The sequence below is a fragment of the Phyllobacterium myrsinacearum genome (genome assembly GCF_014138285.1).
Classification (GTDB): Bacteria; Pseudomonadota; Alphaproteobacteria; order Rhizobiales; family Rhizobiaceae; genus Phyllobacterium; species Phyllobacterium myrsinacearum_A.
Genome location: NZ_JACGXN010000002.1, coordinates 1 through 16022, shown reverse-complemented (window position 1 = coordinate 16022; position 16022 = coordinate 1). Strand labels below are relative to the sequence as shown.

Annotated in this window: 11 protein-coding genes and 3 pseudogenes; 5 read left to right on the top strand and 9 right to left on the bottom strand. The window is 50.9% G+C overall.

All coding sequences use genetic code 11. The features are described from left to right. Positions 1–27: 27 nt before the first annotated feature. Positions 28–787 (bottom strand): annotated as a pseudogene (locus FHW16_RS09665) (alpha/beta hydrolase family protein). Positions 788–888: 101 nt separating this feature from the next. Beyond that, the gene (locus FHW16_RS09660; RefSeq protein ID WP_182549474.1) at positions 889–1380 is read right to left on the bottom strand and encodes an HIT family protein; all 492 of its coding nucleotides are present in this window, start codon (positions 1378–1380) and stop codon (positions 889–891) included. A 646-nt stretch (positions 1381–2026) separates the two neighbouring features. On the opposite strand from FHW16_RS09660, the gene FHW16_RS09655 reads away from it, so the two are divergent. Then, a complete protein-coding gene (locus tag FHW16_RS09655) occupies positions 2027–3283 on the top strand; it encodes a tetratricopeptide repeat protein (protein WP_182549004.1) in 1257 nt (418 codons plus the stop codon). A gap of 122 nt (positions 3284–3405) precedes the next feature. On the opposite strand, the gene FHW16_RS09650 is transcribed toward FHW16_RS09655, so the two are convergent. After that, a complete protein-coding gene (locus FHW16_RS09650) occupies positions 3406–3918 on the bottom strand; it encodes a hypothetical protein (RefSeq protein WP_182549003.1) in 513 nt (170 codons plus the stop codon). A gap of 1413 nt (positions 3919–5331) precedes the next feature. Between FHW16_RS09650 and FHW16_RS09645 the strand changes: the two genes are divergently transcribed. From FHW16_RS09645 to FHW16_RS09635, 3 genes and pseudogenes are all read left to right on the top strand, one after another. Then, a complete protein-coding gene (locus FHW16_RS09645) occupies positions 5332–6492 on the top strand; it encodes a hypothetical protein (RefSeq protein ID WP_182549002.1) in 1161 nt (386 codons plus the stop codon). An 88-nt stretch (positions 6493–6580) separates the two neighbouring features. Then, positions 6581–7376, top strand: a pseudogene (locus tag FHW16_RS09640) (4-hydroxybenzoate octaprenyltransferase); the annotation flags it as partial. A 219-nt stretch (positions 7377–7595) separates the two neighbouring features. Then, entirely contained in the window at positions 7596–8309 is a 714-nt protein-coding gene (locus FHW16_RS09635) for a Type 1 glutamine amidotransferase-like domain-containing protein (RefSeq protein ID WP_182549001.1), read from the top strand. 55 nt (positions 8310–8364) lie between these two features. On the opposite strand, the pseudogene FHW16_RS09630 reads toward FHW16_RS09635, so the two are convergent. The 4 genes and pseudogenes from FHW16_RS09630 to FHW16_RS09615 all read right to left on the bottom strand — a co-directional run. Beyond that, positions 8365–8547, bottom strand: a pseudogene (locus FHW16_RS09630) (integrase core domain-containing protein); the annotation flags it as partial. A gap of 525 nt (positions 8548–9072) precedes the next feature. Beyond that, positions 9073–9726, bottom strand: a complete 654-nt coding sequence (locus tag FHW16_RS09625) for a hypothetical protein (protein ID WP_182549000.1) — start codon at positions 9724–9726, stop codon at positions 9073–9075. Next, positions 9727–10929: a DUF4123 domain-containing protein gene (locus FHW16_RS09620; protein WP_182548999.1), complete on the bottom strand. Its 1203-nt coding sequence runs from the start codon at positions 10927–10929 to the stop codon at positions 9727–9729. It abuts the gene before it with no gap. 2 nt (positions 10930–10931) lie between these two features. Continuing rightward, on the bottom strand, positions 10932–13346 hold the full coding sequence (locus FHW16_RS09615) for a type VI secretion system Vgr family protein (protein WP_246711703.1): 2415 nt from the start codon (positions 13344–13346) through the stop codon (positions 10932–10934). Positions 13347–13736: 390 nt separating this feature from the next. Here FHW16_RS09615 and FHW16_RS09610 point away from each other — a divergent pair, with 390 nt between their 5' ends. Further along, positions 13737–14087, top strand: coding sequence for a phospholipid-binding protein (locus FHW16_RS09610; protein ID WP_246711702.1), 351 nt, complete (start codon positions 13737–13739; stop codon positions 14085–14087). A gap of 661 nt (positions 14088–14748) precedes the next feature. Here the strand turns inward: FHW16_RS09610 and FHW16_RS09605 are convergent. After that, the gene (locus tag FHW16_RS09605; RefSeq protein WP_182548998.1) at positions 14749–15273 is read right to left on the bottom strand and encodes an AAA family ATPase; all 525 of its coding nucleotides are present in this window, start codon (positions 15271–15273) and stop codon (positions 14749–14751) included. 45 nt (positions 15274–15318) lie between these two features. Next, the gene (locus tag FHW16_RS28815; RefSeq protein WP_246711701.1) at positions 15319–15750 is read right to left on the bottom strand and encodes a hypothetical protein; all 432 of its coding nucleotides are present in this window, start codon (positions 15748–15750) and stop codon (positions 15319–15321) included. Positions 15751–16022 lie beyond the last annotated feature (272 nt).

The window sequence follows — 16022 nt, the reverse complement described above, 5'->3', positions numbered from 1 at the left end:
GTTTGTACAGAGCACCGATTCGCGAATCTAGTGATGGATATCAACGGGAATGAACACCCTCTTCAGGAAGGGCCGTAGAACACCCTGCGAGTGTTCGCGAGGAATTTGATGCCCACATTCAAACACGCTGAGACCGACCGAAACTCCCGCGTTCGAGAGAACTTTGGAGAATAATTCAGCTTGGGCAACTGGAGCGCGGTTATCGTGCCTGCCGTGTAAGAGCAAAACTTCCGATCGGATTTCATGGGCATGATGCAGAGCAGAACGAGCCATAAAGGCTTCACTAGATAGGCCTGCCTCGCTTTCGATCGCTTGTCGGATACCTTGGAGAACTGTTCTTGAAGGCCGCCCTGAGATCATAAACGCCGCTGGATAAAATGAGGGCTCGCAGATAAGCAACCTGAGAGGCAACCATCGCCGAAGCAACCGGCCCGCGGCTATTGCCGTAGAGAACGATCCGACCAGGATCGACAGACGGCTGCTTCTTCAAAAAGGACAAAGCGGCTATGATCGCTTGCTGGGTGCTTGGACCACAGAAATCGGCAGGACCGTCAGAAGCGCCGAAACCGGGCTGTGAGACAGCGGCTGCCGTGATGTTTAGGCCAGCTGAAACCCGAAGCAGTGTTCCAGTGTCGACAAACTCTTTCGCGCCGAGAAGAAGACCACCCTGATTGCCATGAACAAATAGCATCACTCCAGTAGGCGAGGCGCTGGAGGTGTGAGCTTGGAATAACTCTACTGCAGCTCCGTCATCCCGCTCGACCACATGTCGTGTCACTGTCGTCATAATCACCACCGATCTTGTTTAATTGAAGTCGTCGCGTTACCAGTCTTTTCCACGCTTGGGCAAAGCGCCCTTGATCAGGTCATAAATAATTTCGAATAACATCATTGGGTAATACGATCAGTTCCCCGCAATATTCCAATTATCTCTGAAACGGATGGCCCGCTTACAGGTGGCGGCACTCGTCGCTCACAAAACTCCCGCCAGACGAAAAAGGTCAGTTCTGCGCCGTCGGTATCTAGTTCTTCCGTAGGTTCACCAAAGCCAGCAAGTGCTCGATAACGTTCATCTTGCCAGAAGAGGGATTCAACCCAGTTGTAAATAGGTATTACGTGGAAATGGATGGGATATCCGGGCATGTGTCCATAACGGCCAATATAGACGCGCTTGGCATCCAGTCTCAGCCGTAATGCCCGTTGAAATCTGGCAAACAATGGACCGAGTTCCGCAAGCGCATTCTCGGGTAGTTCCCACAGGTCATTTGTGAATTTCTTGGAACCGATCATCAGATAGCCGGGAAGCGCCGAATCCGTTCGGTGGTTCACCAGCCAGTGTTCCGTTTCGAGGATCTTGAATTTATGAGAGTGGTCGTCCAATTGGGTATCTCCCTTAATTTGCAAGAACTGCGTCACCTCGAGTCGCTCTGTAGACAGCGCGCGCCCATTTTCCCGGATCGCCTTTCCGTCGACCAAAGGCAAAAACGTTGTTCCGGTCTCAGCGATGTGGAAGTTGACATCGAAAGGAACGCTTCGATCGAATGCAGCCGCCATTGCTGTCAGTTGCTCTTCTGAAATCTGAGATGTCGCCACGATATCGATATCGTCTGATGGGTACCAGGTTGCTTCCGGAAAGTCGATTTCAGCGATATTCCGCTCGCCTTTGCTGCTGTGACAAGGAGTGACCCCGAGGATGCAAAAAATGATCGGGGGCGAAAGTCAGATGGTATCGGGATATTCGTCAGATCGACAAGGTGGAACGTATTCTTTGTGCTGCAGAGCAAGCGCAGCGAGCTGTTTTGCGACAACGTCCCCCGCCTTCCCAACTCAATCTGCTCCTGTTTTTCAATAAGTGGAACCTCAATACTCTCCCAATCTCTGAAGGTATTTTTGAATGGCTGAAAAAAACCAGACTGCACCAACCGCCACAGTTGCCACTGCTAATGCACCGGTGATCCGCTTCAATAAAAGAGGCGCAATTTCAGTCATTTCTTAGATATAATGTGCTTGGGCAGGGGGCGGGATTTTGGAAAACATCGTCGAACAGGCACGCGAGCCAGACACATGTAAACGTTCAGGCGCAATGCGCATGAAACTGGCGATATTAGCTTTGGCTGCGGTTATTGCAGTTTTTGCCACATCGGAATCCAACAGATCATTTGCTGGCGAAGCTGAGGTAGCAACCGCTTTTGCTACTAAAGACTGGCAGAAGGTCTATCAAGAACTCGTCCCCATGGCCGAGAGCGGTTCCGCTTGGGGACAATTCTATCTTGGGCTAATTTTTGATCAAGGATTAGGTGTAGTACAGGACAAAGCCAAAGCAATCGAATGGTATCGAAAAGCTGCAGACCAAGGTTACGCCCCGGCGCAATATAACGTCGGCGTCATGTATGCGCAGGGTGAGGGCGTGCCGTTGGATTATTTTGTGGCGGCTGAATGGGCTCGGAAAGCAGCCGAACAACACTTTCCACAAGCGCAGAACTTTATGGGTTTAGCCTATCGGGACGGCATTGGGGTACCGCAAGATGAAGTGAAGGCCTTGGAGTGGCTTCGCAAAGCTGCAGACCAGAATTATAGAGATGCACAATATGATCTTGGGGCAATGTATGCGGAAGGCAAGGGGACGCAGCGAAACTATGTCTTCGCCGCCGAGTGGATACGAAAAGCTGCCGAGCAGGGCTATGATCGCGCACAGCATACTCTAGGGCGGTACTACCATGAGGGACAGGGCGTGCCGAAGGATGATTCCCTAGCAGCCGAATGGGTTCGAAAATCTGCCGAGCAAAACTACGCAATTGGGCAGAACTATCTAGGTACAATGTACCTGGACGGGTTCGGGGTACCAAAAGATGATTTGAAAGCTACCGAATGGATTCGCAAGGCCGCCGAGCAAGGTTATGCCGAGGCGCAGTACAATCTCGCACAACTTTATGCCAAGGGCCACGGCGTGGGCCAAGACAACAGCAAAGCTTTTGAATGGTGGAGCAAAGCAGCAAATCAAGGACATGCATCTGCTCAAAATCAACTTGGTGTTATCTACGGAAAAGGCCTTGGGGTGAATAAGGATGACGCAAAAGCCGTTGAATGGTTTCGCAAAGCCGCCGAGCAGGGAAATGCCGATGCGCAGGCGAATTTGGGACGCATGTATGGTTGGGGCACCGGGGTTCCTCAGGATTGGGGGCAGGCTGCTGAATGGTTTCGCAAGGCCGCGGCACAAGGCGATGCATCAGCTAAAAATATTCTCGATCAAATGGACGCCAAGGGCTTGATTGGCAAGGATTAGAGTTTGCCCATCCGCTCTGTATGGAACGTCGCCCGCAAATGGCGCTCTTGCTTGTGCTAGTGCGGAGCCGTATTCCGCTTGCAAAGCAGAGCCCGTCTACTGAGGTGCGATCTAAAAAATACTCAACCCAGATAGCATTCATTCTTCACAGAGATTTCGTAGACCCAAATGATGCGGGTGTCATCGTTTTCGCCCTGTTTCATCAGTCCGTAAACATAAAACTGGCAATCCTTGGGTAGTTTCAGGTCATCAGCCCCGACGAACGTGAAGGAAATCCTGCAGGTTTCAAGTGTGTCACACATTACTTCTTCAGTATCGACGACCTTCAGATCGACAGAGAACATCTTCTGCAGTCTAGGTTGAAGACAAGCCGCGTATTCCTTCCCATCGCAGGGAGTCGTTTGAAGGATGTTGTAGACGTTGACCAAACATTGGCCATCGGATCTGAAAACCGAGTAATTCTCGACTTCGGTGCCTGGGAGGTAGTTATTGATCTTCGTTGTTGAACATTGAATCCGCATTTGCTCAAAGCTTGGAAACTTATCTCCCAATTTGTATTCAACATTGGGCCGTAGCGGGAGAGTCAGCTGCAAGTCTTCAGCCTTCGCCGTGTTTGCGAAGGTCAGCATGGTCAAGACAATAACAACAAGGTTCCTCAACATGTGCGCTATGCCCGTGCGCTACCTTCGCACGCTGATCCCGACATTCGCGTAATCAATCAAATTGTCATGCCGAAAATCTGCAGATAATTTGACAGAGTCTTCTCCAGTGTAACCGGGCACGGATGTGTAATATACGACGCTTTGCTTGTACGCACGGGAATTGCATTTGTATCGGGGATTGCCGGGCGCAAATGTCGGGTGCACCATTTTTTCAATGATGTATATCCGTCCGTGAGCAGGTGCCGACAACACCTTCGTAATTGGGACAGGCCCACCCGAACAATCGCTGTTAGCGGAAAATGAACTCCAGATCATCGTTTGCTGCCCTGAAACCGCAACTTTCCGAAAACTCGCATTTCCGGCATCGTAAGTCTGCCCGGTTGCGGTATTGACACATCCGGCAAGCGAAAGAGATCCAATCATCATGAGCGGAAGTGCGATTTTGCTGACCATAATTACACTTTCGTTGGAGAGGATAATTTAAGAAGAGGATGTGAAAAGTATTCTTCTCTTCTGTTTTTGTAAACGGCTCGGAAAGATGTGTCTGCGGAAAACAATCAGTGAAAAAAAGTATAGATACACTGATGTATTGCCCATCGATGGATTTTGTCGCTTTGAATACTCCCTGCAATGCGGGGCGCGAGGATCTCGTTCCGAAGTTTGGGGCTACTCCCTTAAAAAGCCACAAACCAGATGTGTTTTGCGCGCGTTGTCTCCCAAGACAATATGAGGCCCTGTTTCTGGTGATGAAGGCTGGAAACTGGGTCTCTTCTTGAAATTGCCATATCGCAGGCACGGATTTGGATGGTTGTCGCTCTCCTGTGTCAACGTGAGGATCGGCAATCCCATCGCGTTATTGTCGGCCTTTTTTTGCGCGAATCTTTAGATCACTTCACCAATTGTTTTACTCGACACGATTGGGCTTTTTTATTCCGGACTCATACAAATCTTGTGCAAGCGTGACAGCGGTGTGCCAACGTCCAGATAACAGACGCCGCACGACAAATCATTCGATTAGGAGATATATAGAACGGCCTCGTGAACGGACATTGTCATCCCACTGTAGCATTTGAAAGGGTAGGGGCCGCTAACATCACTGCGGGATTAATCCATGAAGCTGATCACAGGAAACTCCAATGGCGCACCTGCAGATTCAGTCGCTGCCTATCTACACCTTCCATTGGTCGATTGTTTGGTCAGAATGCATTTTGACCCCGAGTCAGACGTTCAACCGTGAGTTTGCGTTTGGGCCAGATTTCTCGGCACTGGTGAGTCAGCGTTTAAACGGTCCTTACCTGAATTGTTACACCGATCAACTGCTGTTGTTGAGTACGATGCCGATCAGACCTATATGACGCAAGACCGATCTCAAGCACATGGCAACGCATGACCCTCGAGGAATTCACCGCTCAGTTGAACGGCTCCACCTTCTGGAAGGAGTTCACATTTTCGCAGAACCAGTTTTCCCCGAGACCGGGACAGGAACTAGAACTCGCCGACAGCTTTGTATGGCTTGGGGACACCGCGTTCGTCATTCAGATGAAAGAGCGCGCCGGACCTAAGAAAGCCCCGGAAGTTGAGAGACGCTGGTTCAAAGATGCAATCCAGCGTACTGCAGTTAGGCAGATCAAGGATTCCATTCGCTTTCTGAAAGAACACGACACAATCTCGATCGCCAATGAACGCGGCCAGCGTTACGATGTAAGCGGCAACGATATACGGTATCTCGCGAAGATCATTCTCTATGCCGGCGGTCCTTCACTGCCAGATGATTGTCGGCGCATTCAGTACCATGTCAGTAAGACCGCTGGCTTCATCCACGTATTCGAACGGAATGACTATAGCCGTGTAGTTCAGACACTGGCTGTCCCCGAGGAGGTCCGGCGATATCTTCAGTATCGCGAGAAAGTAGTGCTGGAGCTGGCCGAAGCGGGGGACACAGTTATCGAGGGTGACATACTCGCGGCCTTTATGTCCGATGAACTACTGCCGTCCTCATCATCACATAAGACATTGGATCGCCTAGTCGACGATGCCGACAAAGCCGATCTCGCTCCAGTGATGAACCGTCTAGCGGATCACATCCAGAATCCAGACAGCAGCAGCGATTACACGCGCATTTTACTCGAATTCGCGAAGCTACCGAGATCGGCTTGGAGAGCCGCCAAGGAACGGCTTGACTTGTCGATCGAAACCGTGCGCAACGGGCAGTTCGAACGGCCCTATAGGTTCTACTTCCCGGAAACCGACTGCAGTTTCATGTTCTCGCCTTTTCCACCGGAAAAACAGACGACGGGCTCCGAAGGTGAGCATGCACGGAGGATCGGTTTGCAGAACCTGACAATGGGTGCAAAATACCTCAGCAAAGCGAGGCGTGGCATCGGCGTTCTAGTTTCGAAAGATGGTGAGTTTCTTCACTTGGATTGGTGCCTGATCGATGAGCCATGGGAGCATGATGCAATGCTCGAGAATCACTTGGCGACCAACAAGCTATTCCGCGACGTAAGGGAGAAGCGGTTGAACGGATACTATTTCGTCAACGAGTAAAGCTGTACTACCTCCTCGGACCATCAACATTCAGGCCAGGTAAAATTCTTGCCGAGTTAAACAACCAGTTGCAACGCTCTTTGCCGTGGTGAGGGTATGGCTGACGCTGTTTCCCTGTCGGGCCGCGCTGATTCAAGCGGCTTATGGGTTCCCGAACCCTTGGCAACTGATTATCTTCTCTTTCGGCGCATTCTTGATGCGCAGTGCTGGCTCCATAGCCAACGATATTGCTGATCGGAACTTTGACGGCCATGTTGAGCGGAATCGCTTCCGACCCTTGGCAAGCGGGCAGATTGGCCCGCTACAAGCCTTTGTCTTTCTAGGCGTTCAGCTCTGGTTGGCGGCCTCACTGTTGCTTTTCCTCCCCTCTTACACGCGTGCGATTGCAATATGTGTCCTGCCTCTGGTGTTCATCTATCCACTGTGCAAGCGTTTTACCCAGTGGCAGCAAGCCGTCCAGGGCGCAGCCTTCAATTGGGGAATGCTCATGGTATGGGCAGAGGGTAGCAGGGTATATCCCGCCTGGTGCTGTGCTTCTGTGGGCAGGGCCATGGCAAATCGGCTACAATACAATCTATGCCTACGTTGACGTGAAGGACGGCACCCGCCTTGGCCTGAAATCGACGGCAATTCTCTTCGGCAGGCACGGCAAGGCTTGTGTCGTTCTACTTTTTGCGCTGGCAACCGGGGCGTGGTCGTTTGGCGGCTGGCTGTTGGGTATGTCTCCGCCTTATGTCATTGGAATGCTGGTCATCGCCGCGCATCTCGGATGGCAGACTTGGAAGATTGACCTTGTCCGCCCGGAAGTAAATTATCGTCTGTTCCTGGCGAATATCTTAACTGGAATTCTGCTGGCAAGTGCGGCCTTCATGGGAACTGTGTGAAACATCGGCCACAAGTAGAAACGCCACCATTTCTTATGTCCAACTCTCGGCGCACAAATCCTGGGCCGAAAGACCTGCCATGCTTTCACCGAATGACATTCCTTCATAATCATGCCACTAAATAATCATTGCGACCGCATCACCTCTGTGACGTTGCAAATGTCATTTTAATCGGTGAGTTTCGGGGCTCGTTCCGAAGAAGGCTCGGTAGGCTGAAAGATGGTCAATCTCGCGCTCTACAGTGATCAAGTAATTCCTGAGAATTCGGCAATGGATTACCGTCTCGTTGAATTGATAAAGACGAAAAGAGCCGGAACCCGGGTGGCATATCTGCCATCCGGCCCCGAGCCAGATCGACGTTACTACTTAAACAGAAAGTCATATTACGCCAAATACGGCCTCGATCTGATCTGGTTTTGCGATCTGAACGAGCCACTTAGCGGTCAACATCTGGCCGAGCTTTTCGACTGTGATGCGATCCACCTATCAGGTGGGCATACAGGAAATTTCCTTAAACGATTGAGAGACAGCGGTATGTTCGATCTGTTGCGGACCTGGGCACTACGAGGCGAAATTCTAGTTGGTACGAGCGCTGGCGCAATTCTCCTGACCCCGACGATCGCCATTGATACGTTGTTCTCTGGGGGGAAACCGGAGGAGGTGACAGACGGTGACGCACTTAACCTCCTGCCGTTCGAGTTCTTCCCTCATCTCAACGCGAGCGCACGCTATGTTACTGAGCTTACGCGCTACAGCCAGCACAACGGGAGGCCAATCATTGCTGTCAATGATGGTGACGGCGTCATCATTTCGGACGGAGTGGTCGATTGTATCGGAAACCCTGTCTGGATTTTCGAAGGGGCCATAAAACAGGCAAACGAGATCAAACTTGACGGCATCACCATCTCACAGAACCCTAAAGCTCGCTTGTGATCTTCAGAACTATCGCTCCCTAAATTTTCAGCGCTAAGCGGCATGAGATCTCAATTCAGGCAGCTTCTCCAATTTCTGTTTGACGGTTCAAGAACTCCCGCGGCGACTGATAGCCTAATGCCTTGTGCGGGTGAAGCGTGTTGTAGCGCTAGAACCACAACGGGAACTTGGCGATGACGGTTTCGGTGTCGGGAATGGGATTGACAGAGACATAGTCGCGCTTGAAGGTTTTGACGAATCCACCCCGCTCTGTCCCATCCCAATAGTGACGCCATCTCGGCGGACGTTATAGGATCGTAGGGCCTATTCTCATTGATGAGATCAAGCATGGAGAGATAAAGATTTCAATTATTTATTTTGCGTGCCAATGCGACCCTCAAGAAGTGGAATTAAGGAACGTATATTATCTAGACACTCTTCTTGCACATTATTGAATTCAAATTTCTGGATATCAGGATCATTGGCATACGAAGTGTCCAATTCAATAACAATATCATTATTATTTATTGATATTGATCTTATATTATTTAATTCACTAGATCCTAATGTCATTCCTCTACGAAAATTGAAATGCCCCGGACTCCCGGCGTTAATAGTTATCGACCTCATTTCCGCAATATCTTTAACTGCGTGACTTAATGAAAAGCTCAATCCCGTACACTTGCAATTTGTTATGGTCTGCCTGCTTTCGTCCATCTCATTTCCCCATACGAGCGATCCAAATGTAAAAAGAGTGAATGATGTGATCGTTAATTTGCAAATGTTATTTAATAACATCGGTGATCTTCTTTCCCGTTATGGCGTGATAAATACCTACAGGGGTCTCGACACCAGAATAGATTGGGATTGCTAAGCCAATTGTTTCTTTGGCGATCGTACCCTCCGGGTCCGGCACTTCAGAACTTGCATTTGGCAAATCTTGTCCAGCAGCTCGTAAGACAGTCAAGGCAAATGTCGCGCACATTCGTGCATATCCATGATAAGTGCCTGGAGCTTTCTCCCATTTTTCTATTTCTTTTTTTGCTCTAACAGCTTGAGAGCAGCTAATTGTGAAGGTTTTATGTGCTTGTACTGGATGGTCGGACCCTGGGCCGATTTTGTCCGCATCGTTATTAACAATACCCGGAACGCCAAAGACGCCTTGCTTCAAATCTGTGAAGTTAAACGGATCTTTCGGCCAAAACCCTCTAACGATTACACCTTTCTTCCTACAGGTTGAAGGATCGACATCGTCAACTTGTATCCAAGAATGTCCGACCAGTGTATCAGGTGGTTCAAAACCGGCATAGATCGTTATTTGGAACGTGCAGGTAGCGCAAATGTCATTGAGCTTTTTTTCTTCCGCTTGACGCGCCTGTTCTTCTGTAATTCGATTTGCGACCTTTTCTGCTGCCGGGTCTTGAAGAAGTTCCACCATTTACAGCGTCCCCTCCGGTGCCATGCCTGCGTAATACTCGCTCGCCTGGATCAGATCTTCTGCAAGAGTTATGTTTTTACTCACAAGATTTTCCTCTAAAAGCCGCTTGATAAGCGGCTGCTGCGAATAAATTTCGCCCAAGGTGAGACGACATGACGACAGGGCAAGAAGCTCGTTCTCTGTATCAATATTGAATCGTTTGCCTAACCGTGCCTGGTCGCCGATCAGTTCGTGCAGATACCCACGGTCAAGATTCTTTTCTGGAAATCTTTTACAAAGAGCGTTGGCAATCCTGTCGATTTCCAGTTTCGTCTCTTCTTCCCGGAACGCTTCAATATGTCCGCTTCGGATCATCATATAGGGCGACGAACGCGAGGCAGTTCCTATTCGTGCTTCCGGAAGAATAAAGGGGATGACCTCCATTTGCGCAAGATCGAGCATCTGCACGCGCAGTTGCGAGGATTGATATTGTCTATCGTCAATGGCCTCTGTGTCGAGGCCGCGCGAGAATACGAGCATTTCGTGGGAACGGTTGAGGGTATCGGCCTCACTGAACCGTTCAGTAAGGAAGAATCTGACCGGACCAAAGAACGCGTCGAGTTCCTCTGGAGTGCAATGAGTTAGGTAAATACGTAGTACAGCCGGATCAAAGAAACGGAAGGCTACAATGCGACCGTCATCCTCAAACTCTATACGAGTGAACCGGCGGAAATGTTTGCGCAATAACAAGGCGATAGTCTCTTCATCATCTTCCAGCCCTTCCGAACCAAAAAACTCCCCCTTGATGCGGCGCTTGGCAATGTGCGGCGAGGGGGTGTCTGGATAAAGACGTTTGCCGTGCTGCATAGATGCCTGGAAATATATGCCCCAGCCATTCCCCCAGCCTTCTGCAAGCAGCCAGTTGGTAAAACTATGGTTTCGCTCCAGACGCACAAGATATGGGCTGTTGAGAATTCGCGCCTGCGTGAGGGGGCCTTCAAACAGGCTACAGAACTCCAGGCCGCTTTCAATGAGATGCGTACATAAATCCGGCACCCATTGTCCGTCAAGCAACGCCCAGACCGACAAATCCTCGTCGGTTTTTTGCCAGAGATTACCGAGCAACACGTCAACAGGCACCGTGAATGCGGCCGGAGTGACTGCAGGACTAACGCTGCCTGACGAGAATGCACCGTGGCTTTCTTGCTTCTCTGTATCCACCATGGTCAGGCTTTTGTCTCTTCCGGACACTCTTCGGCAAAGGGCTTGCGCGTCTTGTTCGGAACGCCCGGTGCATCGGGACCAGGCGAACCTCCCTTTACAAGAACGGGGGTGTAAAGGATAGGGCCGGGGCCGATTGTGAGTTGTGCGCCACCACCCTTCACGATACTCATGGTTGCGGCCTTGATGGTGATGAGTCCGTTACTGTCCATGACCAGTGAATTGCCACCAACCTTAACCGAAAACCGCTTGCCCACCTCAATGTCGAATGTATCGCCAACGTTGATGGCCTTGTGCTTTCCGACATGTGTCTCTTGTGTGGAACCAATGGTTGTAACATCGGTATCCCCGACATTCAGCTGACGGGTTTTACCGACATTAGTTACCTTGGTTGCGCCAATCTGCTCAACCCGCGCTATGCCGACTGTGTCAGACTGGAACTGACTGACAAAGGTGTTGAGAATACCGCTTTCCCGCAGGAGTTCCCCTGTTCCCTCGCCAACCTTGCTACCAGCCTTGGCAAGCTTGGTTCCTGCATCAGCCCCGGGACTGGAACCCGCAACTACGCCATCGCGGCCTTTCAGACTTTCTCCCTCAAAGAAGCCCAGCATCAACTTGCGGATGGCATCGGCGTAGGCGTCGATATCGGCAGCATAGCCGGACTGTTTTGCCGCCTCTTTCATGATCTGTGCCGTTACTTCGGCCATCTGCCTATGCCGGTTAGCTTCGCCCTTTGCCTGCGGACCTGTGCCGCCAACAGTCAGATGCATTGATCCACCAACTTCATGCTTCTGGTTCCTGGCAACCTCAACAGAGCGATTACCTCCAACTGAATGAATGTCGTGATTGTCGATCCGGGCAGTGCTGTTGTTGAGAACGCGCCTCGTCTGGTCTTTTTGCGCGTGGAGGAACAGATTTTCTTCCGCCGTCTTGTCCTCAAGCGTTATCTCATTGAACCCGCTACTCTTGTGCGAATTTGATCTTATAACCGAACGTGTTTTGTTTTCAGGTAGCGTATACGGGACTTTGGTGCTCGGATTGGGCACAACCCCGGTGACAACAGGTCTGTCGGGATCACCTTCGAGATAGGTAACCATGACTTCCATACCGATGCGTGGGATGATCTGTGATCCGAAGGTGCTGCCAGCCCATGATTGCATGACGCGGATCCAGCAGGTGTCGGAACCATCTTTTCTGGCACGGTTGCGCTGCCACGGGAACCAGACCTTGATCCGCCCGTATTCGTCCGGATGGATTTCCTCTCCCGGGGGGCCTGCAACGATGGCAACCTGCGAACCATCAACGCGCGGGTTGGGCGTATGACGATGCGGCGTTGCGGGCAACCGGCTGGGAAGCGCGATGAATGAATTGCTGTAATCCAGTTCACCGTCCTGCACCGTCTCGTAGGAATGATCGACTATACGATGGACAATCGCCGTGACCACATACTCTTCAAAGACATGATCGGCGTGTGCTACTTCATACGGCTTGAAACGCCGTCCTGCAGCCAGTGTTCTGACAGTTGAATGTCCCTCGATCTTCTCGTGGTCCGCTTCAACCGCCTGCATGCGTAATTTTGAGGCTTGATCATTGGTGGATTGGTCCAGGGCCTTTGATGGATAGTGAAAAAGCTCGTACTCGGCATTCTTCGGCAGTGACACAAGGGAGGGGGTCGTTGCCCCTTGCGGCCCCTTGGGCATTTCAAAATTCCAGTCACCTCCGGCGCGTTTTCCCGGCGTGAATTGATAATCTCTTGCAAACTCGCTGATGTGATTTCTGTCGGTTGAGCCCGCTGCAAACCTGACATCCGTTTCCGGCCCTTGCGTATAGCCATAAGGATGACTGGCCACGTGGAGGGTATGTTCACCATCCTTGTGCTCGAACCAATAGAACAGACCATCATATTCCAAGCGACGCGTGAGATAGGCAAGATCGGTCTCGTTCCATTGAACAGAATAATGGATTGGCACCGGAGGTGTGACAACACCACCAGTTACAGCTGCCTTGATCCCATGCTCCGAAACCAGAGTCTCCACGACCTGCAGCGTGGTCATATCCATCCAGATGCGGCAGTCCGAGCGCTGGGACAGCAGCCATAATTGCGGGCGGATGGTCAGCTTGTAGGAGCGAAGTCCTCGGGAAACAGGCGGCCCTTCCCGAAAGCCCGTTATAAGTCCATTCCATGGTCGGCGCTCGCCATAGGCAACCTCAAGGGAAACATCAGCCAACGTGCCAACAAGTTCATCGGCCCTGATGTCGGTTCGCTTGGATTTGACGTCAATTCCGATCACGAACAGGCCGTTGATCTCTTCGTGAACATCCATCTTTTCGGACAGAAGAACATCCGTACCAAGCGACGTCGAGATGCGAAGAATGCGATCAGCCTGAATCAAACCGGCGTCCGAGAACTCATATTCCATGCACACCTCAACATAGTTCAAGTCTAGGCCAACACTCTTTCGATTGTTTTTAGGTTGTCGGGAAAGCGACGTCGAGTGTTAAATCCGCTATAGTTCAATCAATTATAAAAGATCAGTCTCAATGAGAACAAATGTCATTTCTCAGGCGTAATTGTTATCTCTATTGATAAGGGCGCACATCAATTGACCTTTCCTGCATTGATAATAAACGCGTGCTTTCGTTAAAACATCCAGTAATAAGCACGTCGAAAGTGCGGTTCCAAAATAAAACCAGCAAAACCCGTTTTCTTTATCGGGACTCATGTGAGATGTTTTGCTGACGCCAAATGCCAATGCGCTGGCGGTAAAAATGGGGTGGGGATTAAATTGAGAACAGCTCTGACAATATGCATGACTGCAGCAATGATGACGAGTGCATCGGCAATGGGTATCTCGTTTGAGTGGGGACAGACAAAGAAGTGTTTTGACTCGAACACACCGCCTATCAAATTGAGCGATGTCCCTAAAGGAACCACACAACTTGAAGTCAAAATGGTGGATACCAACGCAATCGATTTCAATCACGGTGGCGGGAAAGTTGCCTATACGGGGCAGGCCTCTCTGCCATACGGAGCGGTTAAGTACAAAGGACCGTGCCCGCCGGAAGGTACACATTACTATTCAATAACGGTAAAAGCACTGGATGCTACCGGGAAAACCCTCGCAACGGCTAAAGATAAAAAGCCCTTCGCCAAGAAGTGATCCCGCGCTCGCTTGCATTCGGCGTGGTCTGTCTCGCGTCCGGCATAGGTGAGGCCCGGCAATAACGGGGGTGGGATTGCCGCGCCTCGCGTTGACACTGGAGAGCGACAACAATTCAAACGTGGGCTCGATACATGGCAATTTCAAGAAGAGACCCAGCCGCCTGCCTTCATCATAATCAGGAAACAGGGTCTCGCATTGTCTTGGGAGACAACACGCAACACGCGCATCCGATTTGTGGCTTTTTTAAAAGAAATTGAAAGCATTCGCTCAAATCAGCGGAATTAGGTAGCAACCGCCACCAAACATAGATGAATTCATTTGATATCCTGAAATCCCATTCCGCGAGAATATAGCCATACGACTATAAAATTAGATTATTGTCGTACGGCTATATTCTAATTTTTCCGAGGTTCAGGATTGTTGGCGAGCATTTGGCAGAGAGCAATCGGCCGGGTTTGCTGAAAACGGTACGACGATCGCAGTGATGCCCGACAGAGAATGAGAGAAACTAACTTTGGTGGCGGTTGCTACCTAATTTCGCAAATCAGGGTCGAATGCGCCGACAAGGTCGGTCATCGCGACCGCCTCCGAGCACTCTGTAGCCTGAACAAACAGGCGACAGATATGCGGTAACTGATGCCCGTCGATAGCGGTCTCTTTATAATCTGCTACTGGCCGTCAGTTTGATCGTTCTGACGAATGACTTTAAAGCGGTCGGTGATGTGAACCGATGAATCTCGCCGGAAAATTCGGTCATGCGTGCCAAGTCTCGGTCCCTTTGCTCCCGTCGATACCTGATGACGAAGCGAAGAAACTGCCAATCGAAACGCTCCCTGCATTCCGGTGCGAGCTCGTTATCCCGATTGTGGCCCCATCCGCGAGCCGTCCTGCGTATCACCCGCCACACGCACAGCCACGTCGGATAATCCAGATGGATCAGCGTGTCCGCACTGCGCAATCGTGGCTCAAGAGTGCCGCTGTAGTTGCCGTCCATGATCCAGGCTGGTTGGGCGACCAATTTCTCCACGGTCATATGCCAGGCTGCGCTGTCTGGTCTTTTCCAGCCGGGAAGCCAATAGTGACGATCCAGATGGATAAGCGGGAGGCCCGTCATCTCTGCCAGTTGCTTCGCCACGGTGGATTTTCCTGCACCCGGACAGCCTACAATCAAGATGCGTTTCATTTGATCGTCCCACGGTAAATTTTAGTCGGTGCAAAACACTGCTAACTAACGTCGACGTGAGCCGAGTTTTGAAATCGCTTTTTTGGTGGCTTTCATGATCTCCTGATTGGATCCGAGCGTGAGCATATGATTGTCGGCAAGATCAACTAACGCCACGGCGACTTCTTGTTCTCTCCAGCCAGCGGCCATGGCCCGTTCTGCCGTATTTTGAAAGACGATCTGCATCGCACTTTGACAACGAACACTCCGAGCCGGGTCGTCCACGGAAACTTCTGGAGCCGGTACAAAGGTTGGAGCGTTATGAACGGCGACCGATATAATCGGGACCATGCCGTCAGAGGTGAGCATTTTCAACTGCTGGACCTCAATGTTGAGACCCAGCTTCGTCGCTTTTCTCAACTCGGAATTGAAGATGCGCATCGCCTCAAACACGTTCCGGCCTGCTTCGCTACGCTCATCATCGCTTCTTGTGAACATAGATCATCCTCTCCTGTTTCCGCTCAGCATAATAGGACCAAAGCCGAAGTGATACTCATCGGCGAATGCACGGCCCGGTGGAGTGGGAATGCTCCCGATGCTCAAGTAATGCCGTTCGGCTACGGGTGGCAAGCATGATCACGGTGGGCGGGCTCCCTCGATCGGCGAATGCTACCTTGGAGTGCCCCCCGTTTCGCCGGACAGTTCAGCTATTGAGATAATGCTTTGATAAACTGCCGAGGGGAAGCCATCTTTAGCGCGGAATGTGGATG